We start from the raw sequence: 25,550 nt of genomic DNA on the forward strand, positions 1-25,550 counted from the left end.
CAATCAGAAAACGACGAAGAACTTGTCAGCGACAATCAGCGTGATAACTTGATCCCGACCGCGACCTAAGAATCTCATCCAGATTGTCGCCCGCGTCTCATCCTGATTGCCGCGCTATACGCTACACCGTGATGATCAAGAACCACAGCCGCCACTCGCGGCCGATCATGGACAAGATCATCGAAACGTTCTCTCCCTTGCCAGCCTTTGCCCGGCAGAGCTTCACCTTTGATCGCGGCACGGAGTTTGCCGGCTTCAGGGCTTTGGAAGATGGCATCGGCGCGCGGAGCTGGTTTTGTGACCCCAGTGCACCGTGGCAGAAAGGTGCCGTGGAAAACATCAACAAGCGCATCCGTCGGTTCATGCCAGGCGATACCGATCTTGCAGGCGTGTCGCAAGGCAAGCTCATCCAGCTTGCTCGCCATCTCAACGACCAGCCGCGAAAGTGCCTCGACTACAGGACGCCCGCCGAAGTGTTCCGCGCACATTTGCAAGAGGGAGGCTGAACCTCTACCCTGAAAACCGGCGTGTTGCACTTCAGTTAGGATCTCCCTACATACACTTCTTTCCTGGTGACACTGATGCGCGCAGCCCCTCAAGCGGAATTCACCTTGAACATTTTTCTGACCTCACACTGTCGATTGACGCCCCCTATCGCCCGGCATGATTTCCATCCGGGCGCGGTCGCACGCGTCAATCTCCGGAAAAGAGTGTTCAACAGGAACGCCATGTTATGGAGAATTTGTAGTGCATACACACGAGTCCGCGCTGTTTCGCATCACATTCGCCGGCATTGAAGCCGCATCCACCGTCGCAGAGGCAATCGAGGTAGTCCAGGCGAACTATGGGATCGACTACGTCACCTACCACCTCGCCCAGACAGTTGCGGGCATCGTGGATGCACCGTTTGTCAGGACGACCTATCCCGACCCTTGGGTGGCGCGCTATCTCGTTAAGGACTTCGTCAAAGTCGATCCCATCCTGCACGAAGGACTCGTCCGACAACTGCCCTTCGATTGGCGCGACGTCGAAATCCCGGAGGCGGCGCTCGAATTTTATGCCGACGCAAAAACGTTCGGCCTGGGCGAGAACGGGTTCTCGATCCCGGTCGTGACCAAGTCGCGCCGCGCGCTCTTTTCGCTGAACTCCCGAAAACCGGACAGCGAATGGAGTGCCTTCGTTGCCGAACGACGCAAAGAATGGGTCGAACTCGCTTTTCTCATCCATAAGAAGGCGGTCCGTGAGCTTTATGGCGAAGATGATCCGGTTCCTCTGCTTGGAGGCCGCGAGGTCGAATGCCTGCACTGGGCCTCGCTTGGGAAAGAAGCCCCACAAATCGCCGCCATTCTCGGCCTGTCCGAACATACGGTCCGCTCCTACCTCAAATCCGCGCAGCTCAAACTCGGATGTGCAACCAGATCGGCTGCAACGGCACGCGCAGCACAACTGCGCCTGATCAATCCCTATGGCAATACCCACACTTGAGGGTATCAGGTTGCGGACATTTCCTCCCTGCACTTTCGATTGCATGTTCTCGCCGACATCCAAATGGAGGCGACCATGTATGCACTCGTCCAGGGCCATCAGTACGGCCGATATGAACACTTGCTGGATCAATATTTCCGGTTGAGGAAGACAGTCTTTGCCGATCAGCTGGGCTGGAAGGTCAAGACATCCGGTCCGTATGAACGCGACCGCTATGACGGCCTCAATCCGGCCTATCTCATTTGGTGCGATGACGATCGAGACCAGCTCTATGGGGCGGTGCGGCTGATGCCGACCACCGGCCCTACCCTTCTTTACGACGTTTTCCGCTCCACTTTTCCCCATGCGGCCGATCTGATCGCACCCGGCATATGGGAGGGCACGCGCATGTGTGTCGACGAGGAGGCGCTTGCCCGCGATTTTCCTGACATGCGGTGCGAGCGGGCGCTTTGCCTCCTTCTGCTGGCGCTCTGCGAGGTGGCGCTCGACAACGGAATCCACACGATGATTTCGAACTACGAACCGCATATGCGGCGCATCTATGAAAGAGCCGGCGCCGCATTCGACGAACTCGGGCGGTCAGATGGCTTCGGCAAGCGCCCCGTCTGCTGCGGTGCTTTCGAGGTGTCAGGCCGGGTGCTGTCGAACATGCGTGCTAGAATGCAGATAGCAGAGCCTCATTACGAACAACGTATATCGCCTCGGGCTTTCCGCCCGACTTGCGAGGCGCATCCCGCCTGAACCACGACGACGGACCTGCTTGAAGCCACCAAGTGGTGCGCCTCTCCGGAGATAGCCAATTGTATCGACACGCCATGGAAGCCTTCGTCGCAACCGACGATGCACCAAAGATCAGGTCAGACATCCTCACATGTATGATCGAGAGATTTCAGCTGGTCGCCCCGCGCTTGAGCGGCGGGCAACTCGACTTCGACGCCGGCCGGGCGATGATGGAAGCTATTAACGACGGTTTGATGTTCTGGGTCGGCGCGAGTGATTTCTCGGCTTGCTGCGGCATCCGCGCTTTGCTCGAGACGAGTACACGGATGGTCGCACCTACCTTGGATCTCGACACCTGGTATTTCGCGGAAGGCACCCCTTTCGAGACCGTGCGGCGCACACTTCAAGGAGCGTCCGAGGGTGGATGACCTGGAGACCGCCGATTGCAACGAAACAGGTTCAGAATGCCCCAACTCGTGAATTGCGCGACAGGGGCCTGACATGGTTCGATGCGGGCGAACTTCGGCAATTGGGAGGCGTCGCCGGCATCACGATCGTCTCTTTGAATCAATCCCGATAGCAGAAGGACGTTGCGTCAGCGTCTTACCAATGTGACTGCCTCCGTCCGCGCTCGTTCCCGGGCACGCGCGGTCATATCCTGCTGCAGGCTACGCACCTGGGACACAGTCGTTTTCACCTTCGTTGCCTGCCGCTCGTCAATTCCGTGGGTCTTGGCGACCCTTGAGAGATCGCCTGCCTTCAACTCAGCAAGGTCGGCCGGCGATAGTCTTTTCGTGACCGCCAGGGACAGACGTTCAAATTCGCGTCTGAGACCCTCATCACTTTGGAAGGATCGAAACCGCTCCTCACCTTCCGATGACAGGACCCCAGCAAGTTTGCTGGACGGTGACGGAATTTCCACACGATGATGGGCCTGTTCCTCACGGTGCTGTGTGACGACCTGATGCCGCTCGAAATCGAGCGCTAATCCATAGTCGGCCATCGCCGCTGCGAGCTTCTGCACATGTGCTTCGGCCGTCTGGCGCTCGGGGCTCGGGCCACGAAACCAGGTCCGCCCCTCCCCGGCCATCTCGCCCCGCCGGCCCGCCCGCACATCGTCGCCGGCGGCAGCGCCGGTTCGCGCATCCGTAATCGCCTCCAGCGAAGCCGCCTGGCTGTTGCCGAAGACCAGCCGCGACAGGTGTTCGATCTCCGTCCGCTTGTCGGCGAGTCGTGTCGATTGCTGCAGACGCGCGCCGATTTCGCTTTCGCTGAGGTCCGGAAGCTCCCGCGCCGGAACAAGCGGCGGCGGTGAGACCACTGCATGCTCGACATGACGCTCCGTCTCAATCCGCCGAATTCGCTCGTTCCCGGCAATGCCTTGCGCGAAGACGTCCGCGGCGCGCCTCTTAGCGGGTTCCAGACTGTCATGTCGTGCAGTCTCGGAGAGCACGGCCTCCAACATGGCCTTGGCGCGGGCGCGGTTGTCCAGCTCGGCCGAGCGGAGGCGAAGGACGTCCCGCATCGCGCGCAAGGGCTCTCCGTTCACATTAACAATCGAGGTTGCAATTGCCGCCCTTTCGGTGAGCATCAGATTGCGCTCGAGCCGGCGCCGGGTTTGAGCGATCGCAACCGCATATCCCGGCTCTATAATCCGCGACATCGCCTCATCGGCAGATACACCACGCACCACGGCGTTTGCCGCCCCGGCGAGGGCTTTTCGCATGCCGGCGGCCTCCGCCCAGGAATCGGCCACATTGGCGAGACGCGACATGCGGTCCGTCGGACTGAACACCTCGCGGTCAATCGCCACCCGATTGAGTTCCAGGCCGAACGTGTCGGTCAGCCGCCGTCGTGTTCCGTCCGGCATTTCCACGGCGAGGTCCGCCGGCAGGCGATGCGCCGCGGGGAATTCGAGCGACCCGCGCTTGTCCTGTGCAAAGGCCCGCGTTGCGACGATCTTGCTCTCGTCCGCCAGCAGGCCAAGATCGCGCGCCACCTCGACCAGCTTCAAAGCCATGTAGCTCTGCGTAAGGCGTCCGACGGCATGGGCCTCGACATTTCCGATCGGACGACGCTCGGCGTCGCGGATCGCATTGTCGTAGAGCTCGACGAACAGGCGATGACCGTCGGCGGGTTCCTGCAGGATTGTCCGGCCACGTCTTTTGCTTTGGGTGCCCTCCGCTTCCCGGCGTTGCGCCAACAGATGAGCAACGTCTTCTTGTGCACGGATCTCCACTGCTGCGATCCGATCCTTCGAAACGCTGCGCGCTTCCATCCGGGCCAGCACATGGTGCCAATCGTCCGCGAAACGTTGCAACTCTCCAGGTGTCATTGGCCGTGAGTGTTCGCGCTCCAATGCCAGCCGGCCAGTGGGGCGCTGCGTCCATTGATCGTCGCGGCGCTCATTGTCGTAGATGACGGAGCCGCCACGTGTGCGCAATTGCACGCGGTCGACCAAATGCTCGCTTTCGATCTTGTCGAGACTGACGCGAAGACCGTCGATGGCGGCATCATGAACGTGCTGCGGCGGGATTCGTGCCGCCAGCCCGGCATGCAGCATTTCCTCGAAGCGGTAATGATTTGCCTGCCAACTGACGCGAGGATTGACGGCGACAGCACGCACCTCGACCGCGTAGCCGGCACGCCGCGCCACTTCAATCACCCGAGCGACATTTTCCGGCGTGCGCATCGTGGTCTCGAAGACGATGTTGACCTGCCGTTCAGCCGCAACCGACAGCAGCTTCTCGGTCCAGCGTCCGGCATCTGCTTGTGTGAATTGGGACGCGGTCTCCGGATCCTGACGCTGGAAGGCAAGGAATTGCGGATGATAGGATCTGAGGTCGTCGCCAACGATGCGAATGGTCGGTCCTGATTGCGCAAGTTCGTGATGGCTCGCGGTTAGAACCGCCGTCTTGCCGGCGCCCGGTTGGCCGCCGATGAGGATCAGGCGCGGGTGCTCCGAACGTCCCATCCTCTCCGGCAGATAATCGCGCAGAATGTCTTTCTGAAAAATGCTCTCGTTCCTCTCGGGCGAGAGCAACCCGACCACGTCCTCCGCCATGATCAGAACTCCGCCCAGAAGCGTGTCTCGTCCTGGACGCGCGGTCCCCAGATGGCGATGACATGTTCCGCCGCGTCAGGATTTTCGGGCCCGAGGCTCTCTTGGAGGTCCAAAAGATCGCGGCGACGGTCGCGCAACCGGTCGGCGGCGGCCGGATCCTGTTCATCGAGCGCATAGGCGCGTGCCGTGACGATGGCGCGCGCCTGATTGAGAATGCTTATGGCGATTTCGGTGCGGATGGTTGCTTCGTAGGACATGTTCTGACCTGCCATGTGCGTTTCCTTTCACTTCCCTGATGTCTCTAAAGTGCTTATCGACTGAGGCCGCGCGCGCGATCGATGGCGCGCCGCCGGCGTTCGGACAGAACCTGTTCGCTGCCCTGGTGTCGAACCGTCTGTTGCAGAACCTTCATCTTTTCCTGCATCGCCTCGAAGGCGCGCCGCTGGGCCGGCGCCACACCATTGATGACGTCCTTTTCGCCGCGCAGAATAGCTCTGGGGCCGAAACGCTCGTCGAGCGCCCGGCTGACTGTGGCGAACTCGCGCGCGATGGCCGGATCGAGCGAACCAGCGGCGACGTCGAGCTTGCTGCCCTTCTTGCTCATCTCGGCCGTCAGCCGGTTGAGGGCATCTTCGGCGGCCTTTGACAATCCGGGAATGGCGACAGCCATGCGCCGGCGCTCTTCGATAATGCCTCGTGTTTCGGCATCAAGCGCACTGGCGTAGGACGCACCGAGCGAACGAATGCGGCTTACTGCTTCCGGCACGGCGAGAAGGGCTTCCTTTCGCTCGCGGCCGGGGGCAAGCAGTTTGTCCACCAGCCGGCCGGACCCTCTGAGCGCTCCATAGGCGGAGGGATCATTGTTGGCGGCCGCCGCAATGCGATCGCCAGCAAAGCCCTTGGCGAGAAGCGCCTCAATCTTTTCGATCCCGCCGGCGGGATCGCGCCAGACGCGCTTTGCGGTCTCGGCGAAAGCCGTTCGATGATGACGGTAGTGCGCGGCGGCTGTCGCGCGGATTCGCGCCTCCTCTTCCACCGGCGTTTTGAACTCGGTCACGGCGGCGAGCATCGGCAAGACGGTCACCGCCTCTGGAACAGCCGCGACGCTTGCGCCGGCAACGATCTTCGAGCGATCCTGCCGCTCGGCCAAATGCTGTTCCTCGGCAAAGCGCCTGACGACGACGAAGAGGCGGGTGAGCTTATCCTGACGTTCAGGGGAAAGTTCGTCGGGCATGCGCACCGCGATGTGGCGCTCGGCGACTGCGTCTGCCTTGGCAGTAAAGGCGCTCCAGCCAAACCGTGCCGTCAACGCGTCGTTGACGGCCTTGACCTCCTGGACAAGCGCTCGGTCCACACCGGCATAGGCGAAGGCGGTCTTGTAGGCGCCCTCGCCGCCCCGTTCGCGGATCGCCTCGATTTCAACGAGGCGCGCCATCGCCGGTTTCGAAAGCGCCGGGATCGATAGCGACATGTATTCCCGGCGCGTCCGCTCGCGCTCGATGAACTGGCCTGCGGTCCGGCGGAACTCGGTCGCATGCGCCCGAGCCAGCGGCAGCAAGTCCTTGATCGCGGCCGTCACGGCAGCACGCTCATCGCGTGCTGCCCGGCCGTCAACCATGAGATTGGACCCGCGCAGGCGGCCGAGCCGCTCTGGCTTGACGCCAAGATCGGCGACAAGCTTGCGGGGTCCGATCATTGCATCCGACGCCAGTGTGTTCAGGCGGACAAGTGCCGCGTCCGGATCGCGATAGATCTTTTCGAGCACGGGCCGCAGGATGGCGTCCCGCTCTTTCCAACGCGGCGAGGCGAGTTGCGCCCGGCGCGCATCCTCATTGACGCTGCGGACGAACATGGTCGTGGGCGGAATCAGATATTTCCCGGTCGCCGGGATGTCCGCTGCGAAGGACTCACGGCGTTCCTCGTTATAGGCCGTGCGCCGCTCGTGCGCGATCGCAAAGCCGAGCGCAACGCTTGCACGCTCCCAGAGCTTCGCCACCTGCTCGCGCTTCTCCGCAATCCACGCCAGCCGCCGGGAAACACCCTCCCCCATCCCGGCCGCGACCCCGGCGAGCGTGTCGATGCCGCGCCGCCGTGCAAAGTCCTTTGCATGCGCGCGATAATCTTCCTCGCTTTCGAAATCGAGCGTCGTTGTCTTGGCGCCGGACCTACCAAGGCGCTCGACAAGCTCACCGAACAGCTCCGGCCGATGATTTTCCCGCTCGATCCGCTCCACGCGAGCCTCGGCGGACTCAATCAGCTTGGCGGTCCAGACGTTGCGATCAACCTCGCGTTCCTCAAAATGCTTCTCGCCCGTGTTTTTATCGATGACCGGGATCGTGATCTTGACTTTCTCGACACCGTCCTTCCTTAGCGTGACGGTATCGCCTTCCGAGACGCCCGCCTCTTCGAGCGCCTTCGGCAGGCTCACGCCCCAGAGACGATGGACGCTTCCGTCATTTGTCCCGACATCGGCAAAGGGATTTTCTAAATCCTCGTCTTCGGGCCGAAACCTCGCGAAGCCGGTTGCGACGAGTTCACCGGTGACGCCGGCGGCGTGATCGACACGCGGCCTATGTCCCCATTCCGGCTTCCCCGCAAAATCCTCACGCGCCGCATAGAGGTCGGCGCGGTCGCGATGGCGGGTCATCGCCACATAAGTCAGATGCTGGTCCATCATGCCGGTGGCAAGGACGAAGGTCCGGTCGACGGTCGACCCTTGAGATTTGTGGATCGTTGCGGCATAGCCATGGTCGATATTGCGATAGCTGTCTTCGCTCAGAACAACGTCGCGGCCATTGTCGAGGCGAACCGTCAGCAGCGTGTCGCCTCGTTTGTCACCGGTCGAAACGACCGTGCCGAGCATACCGTTCTTGACATACTGCGGCCCGTGGCGGCGCGCTCGCGGTTCGAGGAAACGGGCATTTTCCAGGAAGATGATCCGGTCTCCGGCGGCGAACTCGCGAAGCCCGCGCGCCGTCTGGTATTCGCGCGCGTCGGTCAGTGCGCTCTCCTCCATCATCACCTTGCGCAGGGATTGATTGAGACGCTTCACATCCTCATTGGTGTGCGCCAGCACAAGCAATTCGTCGCCACGAAGCCGAGGCGCAGTCTCCCCGTCTTTGGTTTTCTGGAGCAGGTCACGACGGACATCGGTCCAATCGGCAACGATGCGACCGATGATTTCGTCGCGCGTTTCTGCCTCGGTAATGTGGCCGCGCTGCGCATAAGCATCGAGGCCCTGTTCGACCTTGCCGCGGGCGAAGAGACGGGAGGCATCGCGCGCCCACTCATCGCGCTGCCGGCGCACGCCCGCAAGCTCGGCAAAACCGACACGCTCGGAAATCGCCCGGAAGGCAGCACCGGCCTGGATGGGCTGCAGTTGCATCGCGTCGCCGACCAGCACGACTTTCGCGCCTGCATCTTCGACGGTCTTGAGGACCCGCGCCATCTGCCCGGACGAGACCATACCGGCCTCGTCGATGACAAGCAGGTCGCCGCGATGGAGCAATTCCCGGCCGCCGGCCCAGGAGAGCTCCCAGGAGGCGAGCGTGCGCGACCTGATGCCGGCACTGTCTTCAAGCCCTTCCGCGGCCTTACCGGCGAGAGCCGCGCCGATCACCCGGCGGTTTTCGCTTTCCCATGCGACGCGGGCGGCTGCCAGCAGCGTCGACTTGCCGGCGCCGGCGAGACCGACGACTGCGGCAATGCCGTTGTCACCGGTGACGTGGCGGACAGCGTCCACCTGTTCGGCATCAAGCTTGAAGGCTTTTTCCGGATTGGCCGTCTCGATGCTGGCGACGGCGGCCGCGACGTGCCTCGACGAAACACCAAAGCCTTTCAGCTTGGCGAGATGCTCTGCCGACTGCGCCATGTCATATTCGATGCGCAGGATGTCTCGTGTTGTGAAGATCGCCGGTTCGGAGACCCTGACGGACTGTCCGTCGACCTGCTGCGGCCGCAGGAGCACCAAATCGTCCGAGGCCATGAGCCGCGCGCGGATATTGGCGAAGTCCGCGGGATCATCCACATAGCGATGCAGCGCCTTGGCGATGTCACGCTCGTCGAACGTGGAGCGTTCGTTCGCGAGCTGTTTCAAGAGCAGCTCAGGTTCGGCAAGCAGCCGGTCCGCCATTTCTTGCCGCCGCGCAAGATCCGCCGGCGCGAAATACATCTCGACGCCCTTTCGCGCGAGCGCCGCCTTTTCCGGGCCGAGGTGCTTTTGCGCGATGCCGTCCAGACCCTGTTCGGCATAGGAGCGGCCGTCGAGGCGGACCTCATGACCGGCCAGTGCCAGATGCCGGTTGGCGGTTTCCGCCCAGGCGATCTTCCACGATTTCATCGTTTCCTTGTCGCCGGCCCAGAGCCTGTAGACGATCTTGCCCTTCGGCCGGTCCGGTGTGACGACGCGCAACGGCATGCCGTCCTCTGCCGTGACCGCGACCTTCTTCGGCCCGAACCCGTCCTTGGTCAGGGGTCGAAGCGTCGTCATCAGGTGGATGTGCGGATTGCCGTCCTTGTCGTGGTACACCCAATCGGCAACCATTCCATTGGATGTCAGATTGTCCCGGACGAATTCGCGAACCAAGGCAATATTTTCCGCCCGGGTCAGTTCCTCCGGCAGGGCAATGATCAGCTCACGTGCCAGCTGTGCGTCGGCTCTTTTCTCAAACGCGTCGACGGCGTTCCAGAGCGCCTCGCTCGCCTTCGCAGCTGATCGGCCGTCGAGCGCTGCCTTCAGCCAGGCCGGAATGTCCTCCGGCAATGCGAGCTCTTCATGCATCAGTTCGGCGGCTCCGCCGCGATAGCTGAAGGACGTGCCCGCCTGTTCGTCCATCATCCGAGCGCGATGGCGGTAGGCGGCGGCCGAGACGATGCTGCGTCCAGCCCCTCTACTGATCACCTGCGCTCTGACGAACATGATCGCCACGACTGCCTCCAGACCTCTCAAGCACGTCGCGCCAGCGACGTATATTGCGCCCTCAAACCGATCGGACCGAAGGGCCGATGCCGCTTTTCCGGATGGCGGCCATGGCCGGATTCCCGGCAGCTACGTTTTCGGAGTAAATGCAAAATAACCTATTTTACTCACGCATTCTAGCCGGTATAACCGTTATCGTTCAGATTGTCTCGACACGGGAAGGAAACTGGAATGGCTGCCAAAACTTCGATCACTGATCTCGACGCCCAGATCGAAAAACTGCGCGAACGCAGGAAGCTGCTCGTCGTCAAATCGGCGGAGCGTTTTGCTCGCGCCGCCACGAAGTCCGGTTTGGCGGAAATGGAGATCCCCGACGACGAACTTGATCGCATCTTCGAAGAGGTCGCCGCGCGATTTCGCCAAAGCGAAAAAAAGGCGACTGCTGCCGCATCTCCTCAAGCGCGTCGACCAGCAAATAGTGGGACTGGAGCGGCGACGGAGGTTTCTCATGACAGCTGATCGCAAGCGCGCGGCGCAGGAGAAATTCCTGCTAGGCGGCATCGTCGTCAGGGCGGGCCTTTCTACGTCCGACCGGGCCTTTTTACTCGGCGGACTCATGGAAATGGCGAGAGTGGCAGCAGGCTCGTCGGAATACCGGCGGCTGCGCGACATCGGCGAGAAGGCATTCAGAACCTCTCCTCAATCGGAAGAGATCATGCCCGTCGAGGAGATGCTGGAATGGCGTTGAAGTCGAAACTCCATCCGAGCCTCCTGCTCATTCTTGTGCCCATCGCGGTCACTGCGTTTGCCATCTATGTCACCGGCTGGCGGTGGCAGGGGCTTACCGCCGGACTATCCGGAAAAGCCGAATACTGGTTTTTGCGGGCCGCACCTTTACCGGCATTGCTGTTCGGGCCGCTCTCGGGGCTGTTGACCGTATGGGCCCTGCCCATTCATCGCCGGAGGCCGATCGCCATCGCCAGCCTCGCGTGCTTTCTGACGGTCGCCGGCTTCTATGCGCTACGCGAGTTCGGCCGGTTGGCGCCGTTCGTCGAGAGCGGCGCGGTCAGCTGGGAGCGTGCTCTTTCCTTTCTCGACATGGTCGCCGTCCTCGGCGCGGTCACAGCCTTCATGGTAGTCGCAGTCGCCGCGCGTATCTCGACGGTCGTCCCCGAGCCGGTGAAGCGTGCCAGGCACGGGACCTTCGGAGACGCAGACTGGCTGCCGATGTCGGCGGCGGCAAGAGTGTTTCCGCCGGACGGCGAAATCGTCGTCGGTGAGCGTTATCGCGTCGACAGGGAAATCGTCCACGAGCTGCCCTTCGATCCCAACGATCCGGCAACTTGGGGTCAAGGCGGCAAGGCGCCGCTGCTTACCTACAAGCAGGATTTCGACTCGACCCATATGCTCTTTTTCGCCGGCTCGGGCGGATACAAGACAACCAGCAATGTGGTGCCGACGGCGCTCAGATATACCGGGCCACTGATCTGCCTCGATCCGTCGACCGAAGTGGCGCCGATGGTGGTCGAGCATCGCGCCCGCGCCCTCGGACGCGAAGTCATGGTCCTCGATCCGACGAATCCGGTGATGGGCTTCAACGTGCTCGACGGAATCGCAACGTCACGCCAAAAGGAAGAGGACATCGTCGGCATCGCCCATATGCTGCTGTCGGAAAGCGCGCGCTTCGAATCCTCGACCGGTTCCTACTTCCAGAACCAGGCGCACAATCTTCTGACCGGGCTGCTCGCCCATGTGATGCTCTCGCCGGACTACGAGGGACGGCGAAACCTGCGCAGCCTGCGGCAGATCGTTTCGGAGCCGGAGCCCTCGGTGCTCGCCATGCTGCGCGACATTCAGGAACATTCGCAATCGACCTTCATCCGCGAGACGCTCGGCGTCTTCACCAACATGACCGAGCAGACTTTTTCCGGCGTCTATTCGACCGCGTCGAAGGATACGCAGTGGCTGTCGCTCGACAGTTACGCCGCGCTCGTCTGCGGCAACGCCTTCAAATCGGGCGATATCGTCTCGGGCAGGAAGGATGTCTTCCTGAACATCCCGGCATCGATCCTGCGCTCCTATCCCGGCATCGGCCGCGTGATCATCGGTTCGCTGATCAACGCCATGGTGCAGGCCGATGGCACATTCCAGCGCCGGGCGCTGTTCATGCTCGATGAGGTGGATCTGCTCGGCTATATGCGGGTGCTCGAGGAGGCACGCGACCGCGGCCGCAAGTACGGCATCTCGATGATGCTGATGTACCAGTCGGTCGGCCAGCTCGAGCGGCATTTCGGCAAGGACGGCGCGACGTCGTGGATCGACGGATGCGCCTTCGCATCCTACGCGGCGATCAAGGCGCTCGACACCGCGCGCAATGTCTCGGCCCAGTGTGGCGAGATGACCGTCGAGGTGAAAGGGACCTCACGCAACATCGGCTGGGACACGAAGAACAGCGCATCGCGCAAATCGGAGAACGTCAATTTCCAGCGACGACCATTGATCATGCCGCACGAAATTACCCAATCGATGCGCAAGGACGAGCAGATAATCATCGTCCAGGGCCAAGCGCCGCTGCGTTGCGGGCGGGCGATCTACTTTAGGCGCAAGGACATGCACGCGGCGGCCAAGCGCAACCGCTTCGTGAAGAACTGACGATAACACCAAGTGGGGACCATACGGTCAAGACAATGGACGGTGAACTGGTCGATGTGGAACAGGGGCAAAGCCGCATTGCTGAAGCGCCCAACAGAATCGCTTCGTTCGGCATGGGGCCATGTATCGCCGTAGCCGTTCTCAATTACACGCAGAGCAGAGCCTGGCTTTGCCACGGTCCCGGCCGGTCGGTGAATTCCGAGCTACTGGACGGTATGCTGGCTGACGATCGGCGAGCGTCGGATGGCCATGACGATATCACGCTCTGGCTCGTCGGCGCCTGCAAGACATTTGCGTGGCGCCCGAGATTGTCGATATGACTCGCTCGCCGAAGAGCGGGCCTCGAATGCGTTTGCCGCTTCGATGGTCCGCACCCCGATTTTCCGACGAGCCAGCTGTCATGTCGATCGACGTCGAATTTGCCTATGACGGCGAGCGATGGATTGAAGAAATCTCGCAGCATTCGTGGTAGCGCCAGTCGGCGGGTTTCTACCGTTGACGCCGATATCGCTCGAACGGATCTTCAGCACCAGGCGGCGTGAACCAATCGACGAACATTGTATAGCCAAGGGCAAAGGCGACAAACCCGATCGCTATAAGGCCGATCAGCCAAAACGGCATGCCCGCCGCCGCCTGCGGATGGGCAAGGACGACGATCGACATCGGCAGCATGACGATTGCCGCCAGAACCAGCATCCCGGTGAACGGCCGAAACGCGCACAGGAGATAGAAGGCGACATACCAGATGCAATAGAGGACGATGCGGCCGACGGCTTTGAGAAATTCAAAAGGCAAAGCAAGCAAGCGCCAATAGGGAGCTTTCCGAATTGGATCGGAATGATCGGTCGTGGCGTGAGGATCAATTGTCATGAAGGACATCCGGTTGCGGCGTGCGACGAGGGCGCTCTCACTTGCAACTGCTGGCAACGGCGGGAAATCAGGCTGTTGCATATACTGGCGTTTCTGCACGAGTCTAATCGCGATCAAGCCATAGCGCAACTGTTGGAACACGGTGCCAGCGCGAGGGGCCGGTCGATCCGGCCTCTCGCGCTCCAGAACCGAGCGAAAGAAGCTGCCTCACGGCAGCTGCTCCCGGGCATATTCCTCGAGCTCGGCCTTGAGCGCCTCCAGCTCAGCCTCGATCATGCGGCGCTCTTCCAGGGACGCCGCCTCTTTGGCCTCGGCCCGCAGTTCCTCGATGGTGCATTCAAGGGTGAAATAGTAGCTGTTCGTCATCGTCGTCATCCTTGTTGACGTGAAAGATGCCGACGGCGGTCATGAGGCAAGGAAGGGGTCAAGGCTCGCGGAACGCGACCGGCGGAGCCGGACGAGCGGAGGAACCGATTTTTCTGGAGCGGAGTGCAACGCAGCGGAGGAAAAATTGCGAGGGGCCGCTCGGGCCTTGAGGCCTTCCTTGCCTCATGACAGACTTGGACAGTCTGAGCAGAAAACCAACCTCTCGTGTGGCACCAAAAAGCGAGCGGCAGCGAAGCTGCCGCCACTGAGAGCAACCCCGGAAGGCACGCTCGGCGAAATGGCGCCGACGAAATTCTGGATCGGATTTCGCCCGCGGCCGTCATCGGATAACTGCGGGCTCAGACGTTACCGCGAGATCAGGTCACCGCGAGATCAGGTCGGGGTGGTCTTGCCGCTCAACAGCGCTTCAAGGAGAGGGTCGGCATGAGAGCGCCATCCTTCGCGGGCGAGATCGTCGGCGAGAGACCTGACCGTATCGGCGGCCATCGGGAGGAAGTCGTAGCCCTGAGCCAGTGCCGCGGTGCGCAGAGCGGAAAGCGTTTCGTAGGCTCGGAAATCGGTCCCGAGCCAGAGGGCGAGATCCTCGCCTTCCGAGTCGGGGAATGCCTGCAGGAAGAAGGTCTGCAGGGGACGATCGTAGCCGATAATGGCATCCGGATCGGTTGCTTGGCTGGCAAGCTGGGCGACGGTGATGGTGTAGCGGCTCATGGGAAGGTCCTTTTCGGAGCGGTGTCGTGTCCGGGATGGGACCGGCCCCTTGAGGGGCCGGTCGCCGGCCTTCAGGCCGGGTTGTTCCAGAGGATGACCTTGCGGTTCGGTTCGCCGCCGGGCGCGGGGGCGAGGTTTCCGAAGATGACGCCAATCTCAGGGGCCTCCAGCTTGACCGAGAGGTATTCCTCGCCGGTCTGGCGGGCGATGCGGTTCCAGCCGGCGCCGATCTCGAAACCGGTCTTGCGGTGGATGATGCGGTAGTCGGGGGCTTCCTCGCTTGCCTTGTGGGTGTTCGGGACGATGGCGATCGGGGCGTTGACCCGGATGGTTGCGAAGATGCCTTCGAGGCTGCCGTCGGTCTTCTGGGTGAGGGTTGCGATCGTGGTGGCCATGGTAGTTACTCCTTCGGTTGCTCGGGACCATTCCCGATGGCGCCCGAAGAAGGGGCCGCGCCGCAGGCGTCACCGGAGCGGAGCGCAGGGGAACCCCCTTGCGGGGTTGACGCTGGTTGCGGCCGGTCCCTTAGAAAGGCGACATAGAGAACGGGAATGGCCCCGGAGCGCGAACGAAGGTTGATGCAGCAATGGCCATCCGATTGCGCCGCGCCAGGTCTGACGGCGTGAACGAATACGGCAACATCAGGATCACCCTGCCCCCTCGCCCCCACCACAGCTGACAAGCGAACCGAGCGCTGGCTTCAAAGCCTCCTCGAGAAAAGTCGAGATCGCCGTCGCGCCACACCCGGCAACAATTGGCAGAGGCTTTGGCCGGTCAACGCAGTAGGCACGGTGCTGCAACGTGTCTGTATGATCCTAGCGCGCCGGTGCGCAAATCCCTGCGGGCATCTCTGACAGCAACAAGTCCGTCGGCCCCGCCGCCGACAACCGGGGGCACGATCTGGCATCTTGCGGCAATCGGCCCTTCACACTCCGGCCGCTCGATCCGAGCCTTCTATCAACGCCGTGAATCGGTTCGGGTTGATCGATTCAAAACAGTCGTTGGACAGGACGGGCGTATGCCACGATTCTTCGAGACATGGCTCTCTACCCGTTCAAACTTTACTGTCAGCGCATCGACGCCACACGCAACATGGCGCGCTATTATATGCTGGCGATCGAGACGACGTTGTTCGGCGAGACGGCTGTCGTGCGGTCCTGGGGGCGGATCGGCAAACGCGGCGGCATCAAATGCGAGGTCTTTCCGACAGAGCGGGACGCGGCACGCCATTTCCTGGAATTGGCCCGGCGGAAACGCCAGAAGGGCTATATTCCCGTCGGAAACTGTGGAAATGCCACTTGAGCCGGACAGGGCGACCGGCCGGGAAGGTGACATCGACCGTCCTTCGGTGAAATGGTCATGCTTTTAGAGAGGGACTGATCATGACCACAACCAATGAAATCGCCGACAAGATTGCTGCCGACCATCAGTTGACCAAAGCGCAGAGCAAGGCAATCGTCGAAGCCGTATTCCGGGAGATTACCACAGCCGCGACAACGGGTGCTGAAACGTCGATCCCGGGCTTCGGCAAGTTCAAGACGAAGGACACGCCAGAGCGGGAGGCGCGCAACCCCTCGACCGGCGCGACGATTAAGATTGCCGCTGCAAGGAAACTTGCATTCACGCCCGCCAAGGCGCTCAAGGATGCGTTGAACAAATAGGCAGACCAGTCGCCTTATGCATCCGCCCACGACATGAGCCCACCATCGTTTAGCAGAACGGACTGGCGTCAAATTCGTAGCGCGCAATGTCAAATATTGACATTGCGGCTCGCATCAAGAACAATTTGCGGCGAATCCAACCAGGAGGGCGTGGTCGTGACCAGCAGCCTGCATGTAAGTTTGCCCGATGAAATGCGCGCATTCGTCGATATGCGCGCCAACGGGAAGAGTCAGTACACAACGCCGAGCGAATATGTGCGCGCGCTCATTCGCGAAGATATGGCGCGTGAAGAAGACCGCCGCTATGCAATCCGTTCTCTTTTGAGAGCGGAGGAGGAGTTTCGTCGCGGGGAGATGCTGCCCTTGTCAGCTTTGGATGCCGTCGATGCGGAACTGGATGAAGAACTGCGCTAGTGGCCCCTCGCGTCCTCATTTTGCCGACTGCACTCGACAACTATCGCCTTGCCGTTCGTGAAACCGCGCGGAAATGGTCGCCAGAACAAGCCAAGATATATGGTCGCCTGCTGCGCGCAGGTTTCGACACTATCCCGGAAGTATATGCCCGCGTAAGGACGAAGAAGGACGACCGTGTTGGCCATTATTTGTTCCGGCTTCACAAGATCGAGCATCACTATGCCGTCTATATCGTTGTCGACGACGAAACTTTCATTATTGCCGCCGTGTTGCATGAGCGGATGGATATTCCGACCCAATTGCGAGCGATCGAACGGTTGACTGACAAAGACTATGAAGTCCTTATGGGGAATCCTCGCCCGAAGCGATGAGGGGGAGCGGCTGGACGGGCCTTCGGAGGCGCGGTAGTTATTCGCGAAGCGTCAGAGGCGTTTGCTCTCGACGAGAGCTTGCATCCATAGTCGTGAGGTTCATACCTCTTCGACCAGGTCGTCATCGACCGGTTCGAACCCGACCTTTGCAAGAACCCGCTCCATCGACCGTTTCGCCCGGCTGAAGGCGGCCTGCGCCTTGAGTGACGGTTCTCCCAGTTCCTCGAAACGCTTGTTGATGCGCTCCATCTCACGCTCCGCGTCGGCGATCGCCCACTCGTCTGCATCGGGACCTTGCCGATGAAGGAGCATCCATCTCCTGGATGCAGCCTCCCGCAGGGCCTCCAGCTTGTCGAACTCGGCCTCGAACCAAAGAAAAGGCCCCTTCGTCTTCTCGTAGGCGCGTAGAGCCAGCCGCGCTTGCATGCGCGTGATGAAACGAGGGCGCCGTTGAACAAGAAACCGCAGCCCCTGGAATTCGATGACCTCAGACATATTCAAAGACTGCCTCCGATTAATCGCCGCATTTCAATCGCCCGAGTAACGTCCGCCCGGCGCCGTTCGTTATGGCGGTTGCGCGTCCTGGCCTCCGCGCAACCAATCGCCACGGCAGTCCGACCGGTGCGGCCATGCGCCTTCGACAAGACGATAAAGACGACATGTCACGATTCCGATCCGTCGCGACGCGACGATGGCTTCGGTTGATAAAGTCGCCGCTTGACACCTGCTCGAAGCGCATTGCGGACGTCCTTGTCGACGAGCTTCAGATCGAACCATTCCGGATCGAAATGTCCACCGCACCAGCGTTTGGTTTCCGCATGTTCGGGATCGGACGGATCGGCCATGATTTCGAGGAAGCGTTCGTATCCGCTCACGCCACCGACATCTTCGGGCGGCCGCGCCCGCGCGCCTTCGATGCAGGCGCCATGTTTCGGGGGCTTGTCCAGTGCAAGAAACGCTTCCACCTCGACCCGATGGCGCCAGTTGTCGCCGAAATCGTAGATATAGGCGAAGCTGGCGCCTTCTTCGAAATCGCAAAGGCGCACCTCCCGAAAATCAAAGACGCGCGGATCGTCATCAAGCGCATCTTCCGTCAGGAGCGCGACGTCACCATAGCGCAGTCCGCCGATCCGGAACTCGTGGAGATGATAATTCCACCAGTTGAATGCCGCCTGGATGGCAAGGTGCAACTGCTCGAGGTTCCATTGGCTCGGCAGGACGAGACGACGCCAGACATACAGTTCGATCTCGTCGAGGCAAACGCGGATCTGGACGGCATTGCAGGTCGTGAACATGGCGTGAATGAACAAGAGTGAGCGGGAGCGGTCAAGCAGGGCCTGTGGCTGAATCAGGAAAATTGCCATGCGGTCATCCCGCATGGCAGTTCGACAAGGCAGGTCGACAGGGTCGCTCAAACGCTCTCGCCGTTCGCCTGCCAGACGGGGATACCGAGGCGGCGGGCCTTGTCGGCGAGATTGCCTGTAATCCCGGAGCCCGGGAAGATGATGACGCCCGCGGGCATTACCGACAACATCTCGTCGTTCCGACGAAAAGGAGCTGCCTTGGCGTGCTTTGCCCAGTTCGGCTTGAAGGCGATCTGCGTCACTTTGCGGCTTTCGGCCCAGCAGGCGGCGATGCGCTCGGCGCCTTTCGGAGAGCCGCCGTGCAGGAGAACCATGTCGGGATGCTTGGCATGGGCAAGGTCGAGTTTACCCCAGATCCGCTCATGATCGTTGTAGTCCATGCCGCCGGAAAAGGCGATCTTGGTACCGGCCGGCATCAGCACCTCGGTCTCGGCGCGACGGCGGGCCGACAGGAAGTCTTTCGAGTCGATCATCGCCGCCGTCATGTTGGCGTGGCTGACCTTGGAGCCGGTGCGCGGCCGCCAGGCCGATCCCGCCTGCGTTTCGAAGAGGTCAGCCGCATAGTCGCGCATGAACTCGAATGCGTTGCGACGCTCAAGAAGGGTGATGCCTTCGGCGATATGCCGCTCGAGCTCGACGCTTTTCACCTCCGAGCCGTCCTGTTCGCTCTGCCCGGTTCGTTGCGCATCTTCGTTGCGCTGCAGTTCGCGCTGGATGCGCTCGCCGGCGCGGTGGAAAAGATTGACGGTCGACCAATAAAGGTCTTCGAGATCGGGTTCCAGCCGCGTGTCGCCGAGCATCTCCGTGAGCGCGTCGAAGATCGCGGTTAGCGCGGAGCGGACGACCGGTTCCTCCGGTAGGGGCCGTGGATCCGGCTCGTCCTGGAAGGGGCGATAGCCATGGATCTGCATCTCGTAGATGAAGCGGTCGGTCGGGGAGGATGCGTGGTGAGGCTCGAAGGCGTCGTCAATGGGAAGCGTGCGGTTCATGATGGTCTCCGTCGGTTTCGGCCGCGCCTCTCGCGGCCTGACGGCGATCCCTGTTCATACGGCAGACGGGCCGGAACCGCGAGCAAAGCGAGCGGCCCAGCGAAGCGCCGGGCGGCGGAGGGAAGGATTCTTGGCCCGCGAGGAGCGCCGGCCCGGCATCGGCCCGGAAGCGGTCCCGCTTTCCGGATCAGCCGATGCGCGAAAAATGCGCCGGCGCGGGGAAGAAACCTGACCGACCCGCTGAAGGCCTGGACGCCGCATGATAAGGGTCGCCTCTCGCCAGGCCCGCAGGCGCGCGCATACCCGGATGGCGGCCCTTCTTGACCGGCACTGTCCATCATGCCGCAACGCCGCGCCCGCCATGTGCCTCCGCGGCTGCCGCGTCATACGGACAGAAGAGTCCGCGCATCCTCCGGTGCGAGCTGGTCGCGGAGATTTGCCAAGAGCCGGTCGGGTCCAAGCCGTCGCAGGTCCTCGTTGAAGTCGCCGAGTTCGGGGTTAAGCACCAGCGGCAGGATGCCGAGCGCCTGCGCCCGGCGGCTCAACCCTTCGATGCCGTGCCGGCCGGCGGCATCGGCGTCAGCGGCGAGGTAGAGGCGCAGACACCCTGCCGGCGGTCGGAAGGCGGCGAGGTGATTGGCCGTCAGCGCCGAAACCATCGGCATGGCGGGCATCACATGAGACAGCGACAATATGCTTTCGAGCCCCTCACCCGCGATCATGACCGGCACAAGGTCCTTGGCGGGAAAGCCGAACCGCACTGCATTGCCGAGCAGCGTACCCAGTGCACGGCGTGGTGTGTCTACCGGCGCCTTGCCGACGCCGCCCGGCTCGAATCCGGAGCACGCAAGATATGTGCGATGCACGCCCGTGATCGCACCGGATTGATCGGTCACAGCGGCGATCAGGGCCGGATAGCGGCTGGTCCTGCCGCTTGCGAAATCGCGGTAGTAGCAGGATGGATGAAACCGCAGCGCCGGATGCAAGGCCCCTCGCAGGATGCCGCGCTGGCGCAGGTAGCCGTCGGCAAGCGTGCCGGCAAGCGGTTCGGTCATCCGAAACAGCCGTCGAGCCCGTTCGCCAGCCGGCCGGTCGATCGATGCAGTTGGAGCGTCACCGCTTTGCGACAATCCCGGTTCAGCACGGGCTGGGTCACGGGGCTCGTTCAGGAAACGCCGCGCCTCATCGGCGACATCACGGAAGTCGACAAGCCCTGAGGCCTCCCGTACGAGATCGAGCAAATCGCCGTATTGGCCGGAGGCGGCATCGGTCCAGCGACCCGCACGACCACCCGTTAGCCGAACATAGAGCGAGCGCCCCTTGTTGTTGGCGACATCGCCGACGATCCAGTAATTGCCGGCCCGGTGGCCGGCGGAGAGATAATAGCGGCAGACAGCCTCCGCGTCGCGCGCGAGACGATCCGCCAGTTGCGAGGCGGATAACATCACGGTCACCCCCTGCCGTCGACGTCGACAACGTGATGCCGTTCGATCAGGCGCGAGAGGATCGCAGGTCCTTCCTCCGACGTTGGAATGAAGTACCGCAATTTCCAGGCGATCATTTCCGAGAACAGGCCGATTGCTCGGAGCCTGTTGCGCATGCCGTCGGTGAAGCCGGTGAGCTCGATGCGGTAGTTGTTCATCGCCCGGACACGCCGCAGCGTCATGCCGCCGGCAAGGCCGACAACCGAGGATCCGGCGAGCAGCGATTGCCAGATCTGATCGGCGCTGACGACTTCAGTCTGGTCGAGCCCGAAATTCCGGCACAGCCGAGAGAGCCCTTCGGACGTTATCAGACGGCCAACGATGCGCTCACCCTCGTCGGTCTGAAGGCGATAGACCCGGCAATAATCCTGCGGCAGCAGTTTCCAGATCGGTAAAAGCAGGCCGGAGACAACGTGCATGGTCGAAAGCGAAAATTCGGGGAGATTGGCGACCTCGGCCTCCCAGGCGGCGGAGAAGGTTTGCTTGTCCGTTTCCTCCCAATTCGTCTCATCGAGCTGACGCAGTTCGAAACGGATCTCGTCCATCGGCCGGATGAGCGCCACGCGCGCCTCAATTGATCCGTCATCGAGCATGACCGAGCGAGCCGGAACCTGGACGGCCGGGCGGCCGGACTTGCCGTTGATCACAAGCTTCGCTTGGCGATCGTGCGCAGCGAGTTCCAATGCGTCGGAAAGCACTATCGGCCTGTTGCGATCCATGCGTTCGATGGTCAAGAGATGCGACTGCGCGCCGGTGACCGGATGGGTATAGACCAGCCGCCGATCCTTCACCGTCATGCGGTCCGCAACCAGCGTCTCCAGCCCCTTGTCGTAAACGCCGGCCGCAATCGCGCCCTCGATCCGGGCGGCGAGCAATCGTTCGAAGGCATCGAACAGCAAGTTCTGCATGCGAACCGTCAGCGCCAGCATCCGGTTGAGGAAGGTGTGAATCGGCGGCAGTTCGTCCTTGAGACCACCTTCCTCTGCCGTCAATGAAAGGCCGGTGATCGTCTCGAACGTTTCGAGCGAGCAGCCATCGACACCGCCGCCATGGATGAGCCTATAGAACTGCCTGAGCGCGTCGCGGGCATATTGGGATTCGAGATTATCCTCGGAGCGGAACATCCCCTGCCCGCCCGTCTGCCGCTGTCCGCGCGTGATCGCTCCGAGCGTGTCGAGACGTCGGGCGATGGTCGAGAGAAATCGCCGTTCGGCCTTGACGTTGGTGGCGATCATGCGGAAGCGCGGCGGCTGCGCCTGGTTGGTGCGGTGGCTGCGTCCCAGCCCCTGGATCGCCACGTCCGCCCGCCATCCGGCCTCAAGGAGATTGTGGAGACGCAGCCGCTGGTTCTTGGCGCCGAGGTCGGCATGGTAGGAGCGTCCCGTGCCGCCGGCTTCGGAGAAGATCAGGATCGGCTTCTCGTCATCCATGAAAGCGCGCGTCTCGTCGAGATTGGCTCTGCCCGGCCGGTTCTCGACGGCAAAGCGGGCAATCGCGCCGCTGCCGTCGCGGCGCACGATCCGACGCGTGCGGCCGGTGATCTCGGCAACGCGGGTCGTGCCGAAGTGCTGGACGATCTGGTCGAGCGCCGTTGGAATGGCAGGCAGACTACCGAGCCGTTCGAGGAGAGCGTCCCGGCGGGCGACGGCTTCGCGGCAAAGGACTGGATTGCCGTCGGCATCATGGACCGGCCGCGACAGCAGATTGCCCTGGTCGTCGGAATATTCCTCGAAAAGCTGGATCGGGAAGGAATGGTTGAGATATTCCGCGACGATCTCGCGCGGTGTGACGTCGACCTGGATATCGCCCCACTCCTCGGTCGGGATTTCTGCCAGCCGGCGTTCGGTGAGCGACTGGCCGGTGGAGATGATCTGAACGATCGCCGCGTGGCCTTGGTCCAGATCGTTGTTGATCGTACCAATCAGTGCCGGCGTCTTCATCGAGGTCAGAAGATGATTGAAGAAACGCTGCTTCGAGCTTTCGAAGGCCGAACGAGCCGCAGCCTTGGCGTTTTTGTTGAGTGTGCCCGTGCTGCTACAAATGCCGGAGGCCTCGAGCGCCGCGTCGAGATGATTATGAATGACCTGGAAGGCCTCGGCGTAGGAATCGTAGATGCGTACCTGTTCGTCGGTGAGCGCATGTTCGAGGATATCGTATTCGACGCCTTCGAAAGAGAGCGACCGCGAGGCGTAGAGGCCCATGGCCTTGAGATCGCGGGCAAGCACTTCCATGGTCGCCACCCCGCCGTCCTCGATCGCTGCAATGAACTCGGATCGCGTCGAGAACGGAAAGTCGGCGCCTCCCCAGAGGCCCAGCCGTTCGGCATAGGCAAGCGACTCGACTTCGGATGCACCGGTCGCGGAGACATAGACGACGCGGGCATCGGGAAGGGCACGCTGCAGACGCAGACCGGCGCGGCCCTGTTGCGAAGCAGCCTTTTCCCCGCGCTCGGACCTGCCACCCGCAGCGTTTGCCATCGCATGACCTTCGTCGAAGATCACAACTCCGTCAAAATCGCCTCCCAACCAGTCAACGATCTGCTGGACGCGCGACCGCTTTCCCTCGCGTTCGTCACTTCGCAGTGTAGCGAAAGTGACGAAGAGGATGCCTTCGTGGAGCTTGATCGGCGCGCCCTGGCGGAACCGTGAAAGCGGCGTGACCTGCAGCTTCTCCTGGCCGAGCGCGCTCCAGTCGCGCTGTGCATCCTCGATCAGCGTCTCGGACTTCGAGATCCACAGATGGCGGCGGCGTCCTTTAAGCCAGTTGTCCAAAATAATCCCGGCCGCTTGACGGCCCTTGCCGGCGCCTGTGCCGTCTCCCAGGAACCAGCCACGCCGATAGCGGACCGCGCCCTCGGCGTTTGGAGTCACGGGCCTGAGATTGTCAAAGCTCGCATCGACGGACCAGTGGCCGGCGAGATAGCCGGAATGGGCTTCGCCGGCATAGATCACGCTTTCGAGCTGGGCGTCGGAAAGATCGCCTTTGGTGACGGCACGCTTTGGCAGATGCGGGCGGTAGGTCGGTTTGGGTGGCGCGACCGACGCCATTGCGACGGACTCGACCAGCCTGTCCGGATGGGGTTTTGCATCGGGGATATGGATCGCCTGCAGTTGATAGGGCTCGTAAATGCCGTCGGCGACATCAACCCGGCTTTTGGGCGAAGCATCACGCAGCTCGTAGGAGAGCTCGACGACCTGATCGTCGGCAGAGCGCACAGGCGAGAACCCGGGACGTGGGGCACGGACAACAGGCGAAGAGCGCACCGCAGACGCGCTGGCCGCCACAGGGGGTAGCGTGTCGGCACGTTGGCGTGCGGCCATTGTTGTGCAGTCGGACAGGATGCCGACGGGTAGGAGGGACGGGGAACGCGGCGGAAGGTCGGAGATCCAGGCGAGCAATGTTTCCGGATCGGGAGCGACACCGTGCGAGGCAACGAGGCTCGTTGGATCGGCGGGGGCGATCTTGTCGATCACCGTCAGGCGCGTCTCGATTGTCGTGCCGTGCCGCGCATAGACGCCGCCGTCGATGGCGGCGCTGAACAGGACCGAGCCGCGCTCCTGCAAGCGAACGAAGGCGCCGCGCCAGTTCGGGTTGTCGGGAGAAAGGCTGGCACCGGTAATCGCCACGAGCCGCCCACCCGGGGCAAGCCGCGCGAAGGCCGAGGTCATATGACGCCATGCGGCGTCGGCCATGCGGCCCTCGACGTGAACGCCGGCTGAAAACGGCGGGTTCATCAGCACGACGGTCGGGCTCACTGAACGGTCGAGGTAGTCGTCGATGTGGGCTGCGTCATGCTGTGTGACCGGCGCGGCGGCAAAGAGTTGCTCGAGAAGCGCATGCCGGACGGGCGCATATTCGTTGAGTGCCAGGCGTGCATGGGCAAGCTCGGCGAAGATTGCCATCAGTCCCGTCCCGGCAGACGGTTCGAGCACGATGTCGTTCACCACGAGGCTGGCAGCGCGGGCCGCGACATAGCCCAGCGGAATCGGCGTTGAGAATTGCTGAAACTGCAGGCTTTCCTCAGTGCGGCGCGTATGGCTCGGGATCAGGTCCGCGATCTTCGTCAACATCGCAAGTGCTGCGTGCGGCGCGTTTGATCGTGCGGCGATCGCCGCACCGAACTTGCGCAGGAAAAGCAACTGCGCGACCTCGCTTGCCTCATAGGCGTCTTTCCAGGTCCAGAGGCCCTCGGCATCCGAGCCGCCGAAAGCATCGGTCAGGTTGGTGCGGAGATCGGCGGCGTCGATTGCCTGCCCACGTTCAAGAAGCGGCAGAAGCGCCTCGCCGGCTTTGCGGATTTTACTGGCGCGGAAGCGTTCGTTGGAGGTGCCACCCGGCATGGCCGCAGCGTTCGCGGCCGTGGAAGAGATCACGTTCATGGGATACCCTGTTCGAGAGCGAGAAAGGACCGGCCCGCCCGGACGCTCTCCAAGTCTCGCCGGGCCAACCCATTCCGGCCCCTC

The 25,550-nt window shown here is 62.1% G+C and carries 23 protein-coding genes and 1 pseudogene; 12 read left to right on the plus strand and 12 right to left on the minus strand.

The window, feature by feature from the left end; genetic code table 11:
• Positions 1-110 precede the first annotated feature (110 nt).
• The 4 genes and pseudogenes from P9A16_RS26760 to P9A16_RS26775 all read left to right on the plus strand — a co-directional run.
• Positions 111-506, plus strand: a pseudogene (locus P9A16_RS26760) (IS30 family transposase); the annotation flags it as partial.
• 241 nt (positions 507-747) lie between these two features.
• Entirely contained in the window at positions 748-1,485 is a 738-nt protein-coding gene (locus P9A16_RS26765; protein ID WP_278026040.1) for a LuxR family transcriptional regulator, read from the plus strand.
• A gap of 75 nt (positions 1,486-1,560) precedes the next feature.
• On the plus strand, positions 1,561-2,226 hold the full coding sequence (locus P9A16_RS26770) for an acyl-homoserine-lactone synthase (protein WP_278026041.1): 666 nt from the start codon (positions 1,561-1,563) through the stop codon (positions 2,224-2,226).
• A 74-nt stretch (positions 2,227-2,300) separates the two neighbouring features.
• Positions 2,301-2,633 (plus strand): hypothetical protein, encoded by a 333-nt coding sequence (locus P9A16_RS26775; protein ID WP_278026042.1) that lies wholly within the window; start codon positions 2,301-2,303, stop codon positions 2,631-2,633.
• Positions 2,634-2,800: 167 nt separating this feature from the next.
• Here the strand turns inward: P9A16_RS26775 and P9A16_RS26780 are convergent, their stop codons facing one another.
• Genes P9A16_RS26780 through traA form a run of 3 tightly spaced genes read right to left on the minus strand, consistent with a single transcriptional unit; the run spans position 2,801 to position 10,196 of the window.
• A complete protein-coding gene (locus P9A16_RS26780) occupies positions 2,801-5,269 on the minus strand; it encodes a zeta toxin family protein (protein ID WP_278026043.1) in 2,469 nt (822 codons plus the stop codon).
• 2 nt (positions 5,270-5,271) lie between these two features.
• The gene (locus P9A16_RS26785; protein ID WP_278026044.1) at positions 5,272-5,541 is read right to left on the minus strand and encodes a hypothetical protein; all 270 of its coding nucleotides are present in this window, start codon (positions 5,539-5,541) and stop codon (positions 5,272-5,274) included.
• 38 nt (positions 5,542-5,579) lie between these two features.
• Positions 5,580-10,196 carry a Ti-type conjugative transfer relaxase TraA gene (traA, locus tag P9A16_RS26790; protein WP_278026045.1) on the minus strand — a complete coding sequence of 1,539 codons (4,617 nt, stop codon included), beginning with the start codon at positions 10,194-10,196 and terminating at the stop codon, positions 5,580-5,582.
• A 222-nt stretch (positions 10,197-10,418) separates the two neighbouring features.
• On the opposite strand from traA, the gene P9A16_RS26795 reads away from it, so the two are divergent.
• The 4 genes from P9A16_RS26795 to P9A16_RS26810 are packed head-to-tail and all read left to right on the plus strand — an operon-like array spanning position 10,419 to position 13,159.
• Positions 10,419-10,706, plus strand: coding sequence for a TraC family protein (locus tag P9A16_RS26795; RefSeq protein WP_278026046.1), 288 nt, complete (start codon positions 10,419-10,421; stop codon positions 10,704-10,706).
• Entirely contained in the window at positions 10,696-10,935 is a 240-nt protein-coding gene (locus P9A16_RS26800) for a conjugal transfer protein TraD (protein WP_278026047.1), read from the plus strand. The genes P9A16_RS26795 and P9A16_RS26800 overlap by 11 nt, the downstream gene beginning before the upstream one ends.
• Entirely contained in the window at positions 10,926-12,839 is a 1,914-nt protein-coding gene (traG, locus tag P9A16_RS26805; protein WP_278026048.1) for a Ti-type conjugative transfer system protein TraG, read from the plus strand. Before P9A16_RS26800 ends, traG begins: the two co-directional genes overlap by 10 nt.
• A gap of 35 nt (positions 12,840-12,874) precedes the next feature.
• Positions 12,875-13,159 (plus strand): hypothetical protein, encoded by a 285-nt coding sequence (locus tag P9A16_RS26810; RefSeq protein ID WP_278026049.1) that lies wholly within the window; start codon positions 12,875-12,877, stop codon positions 13,157-13,159.
• 169 nt (positions 13,160-13,328) lie between these two features.
• On the opposite strand, the gene P9A16_RS26815 is transcribed toward P9A16_RS26810, so the two are convergent.
• From P9A16_RS26815 to P9A16_RS26830, 4 genes are all read right to left on the minus strand, one after another.
• Positions 13,329-13,808 (minus strand): hypothetical protein, encoded by a 480-nt coding sequence (locus P9A16_RS26815; RefSeq protein ID WP_278026050.1) that lies wholly within the window; start codon positions 13,806-13,808, stop codon positions 13,329-13,331.
• A gap of 108 nt (positions 13,809-13,916) precedes the next feature.
• Positions 13,917-14,075, minus strand: coding sequence for a hypothetical protein (locus P9A16_RS26820; protein ID WP_165614758.1), 159 nt, complete (start codon positions 14,073-14,075; stop codon positions 13,917-13,919).
• 393 nt (positions 14,076-14,468) lie between these two features.
• Complete coding sequence (locus tag P9A16_RS26825) at positions 14,469-14,804, minus strand: hypothetical protein (RefSeq protein ID WP_069460878.1); 336 nt, start codon at positions 14,802-14,804, stop codon at positions 14,469-14,471.
• Between the two features lie 71 nt (positions 14,805-14,875).
• Positions 14,876-15,199 carry a DUF736 domain-containing protein gene (locus P9A16_RS26830; RefSeq protein ID WP_069460879.1) on the minus strand — a complete coding sequence of 108 codons (324 nt, stop codon included), beginning with the start codon at positions 15,197-15,199 and terminating at the stop codon, positions 14,876-14,878.
• Positions 15,200-15,842: 643 nt separating this feature from the next.
• On the opposite strand from P9A16_RS26830, the gene P9A16_RS26835 reads away from it, so the two are divergent.
• The 4 genes from P9A16_RS26835 (at position 15,843) to P9A16_RS26850 (ending at position 17,250) form a co-directional block, all read left to right on the plus strand.
• Entirely contained in the window at positions 15,843-16,106 is a 264-nt protein-coding gene (locus tag P9A16_RS26835; protein ID WP_278026051.1) for a WGR domain-containing protein, read from the plus strand.
• Between the two features lie 80 nt (positions 16,107-16,186).
• Positions 16,187-16,465: an HU family DNA-binding protein gene (locus tag P9A16_RS26840; RefSeq protein ID WP_278026052.1), complete on the plus strand. Its 279-nt coding sequence runs from the start codon at positions 16,187-16,189 to the stop codon at positions 16,463-16,465.
• 156 nt (positions 16,466-16,621) lie between these two features.
• Complete coding sequence (locus P9A16_RS26845) at positions 16,622-16,879, plus strand: ribbon-helix-helix domain-containing protein (protein ID WP_008536431.1); 258 nt, start codon at positions 16,622-16,624, stop codon at positions 16,877-16,879.
• Positions 16,879-17,250: a type II toxin-antitoxin system RelE/ParE family toxin gene (locus tag P9A16_RS26850; RefSeq protein WP_278026053.1), complete on the plus strand. Its 372-nt coding sequence runs from the start codon at positions 16,879-16,881 to the stop codon at positions 17,248-17,250. The genes P9A16_RS26845 and P9A16_RS26850 overlap by 1 nt, the downstream gene beginning before the upstream one ends.
• 99 nt (positions 17,251-17,349) lie before the next feature.
• Here P9A16_RS26850 and P9A16_RS26855 read toward each other — a convergent pair whose 3' ends face one another.
• The 5 genes from P9A16_RS26855 to P9A16_RS26875 all read right to left on the minus strand — a co-directional run bounded on the left by P9A16_RS26855 (position 17,350) and on the right by P9A16_RS26875 (position 25,466).
• On the minus strand, positions 17,350-17,745 hold the full coding sequence (locus P9A16_RS26855; protein ID WP_278026054.1) for a hypothetical protein: 396 nt from the start codon (positions 17,743-17,745) through the stop codon (positions 17,350-17,352).
• A gap of 167 nt (positions 17,746-17,912) precedes the next feature.
• Entirely contained in the window at positions 17,913-18,545 is a 633-nt protein-coding gene (locus tag P9A16_RS26860; RefSeq protein WP_278026240.1) for a plasmid pRiA4b ORF-3 family protein, read from the minus strand.
• Positions 18,546-18,661: 116 nt separating this feature from the next.
• Positions 18,662-19,603 (minus strand): DUF2493 domain-containing protein, encoded by a 942-nt coding sequence (locus P9A16_RS26865; protein WP_278026055.1) that lies wholly within the window; start codon positions 19,601-19,603, stop codon positions 18,662-18,664.
• 383 nt (positions 19,604-19,986) lie between these two features.
• Positions 19,987-21,048 (minus strand): DUF7146 domain-containing protein, encoded by a 1,062-nt coding sequence (locus P9A16_RS26870; RefSeq protein ID WP_278026241.1) that lies wholly within the window; start codon positions 21,046-21,048, stop codon positions 19,987-19,989.
• 5 nt (positions 21,049-21,053) lie between these two features.
• Complete coding sequence (locus P9A16_RS26875; RefSeq protein ID WP_278026056.1) at positions 21,054-25,466, minus strand: bifunctional class I SAM-dependent methyltransferase/DEAD/DEAH box helicase; 4,413 nt, start codon at positions 25,464-25,466, stop codon at positions 21,054-21,056.
• Between the last annotated feature and the right edge of the window lie 84 nt (positions 25,467-25,550).

It is taken from the genome of Shinella sp. 838, from assembly GCF_029623935.1.
In the GTDB taxonomy this organism is placed as follows: Bacteria; Pseudomonadota; Alphaproteobacteria; order Rhizobiales; family Rhizobiaceae; genus Shinella.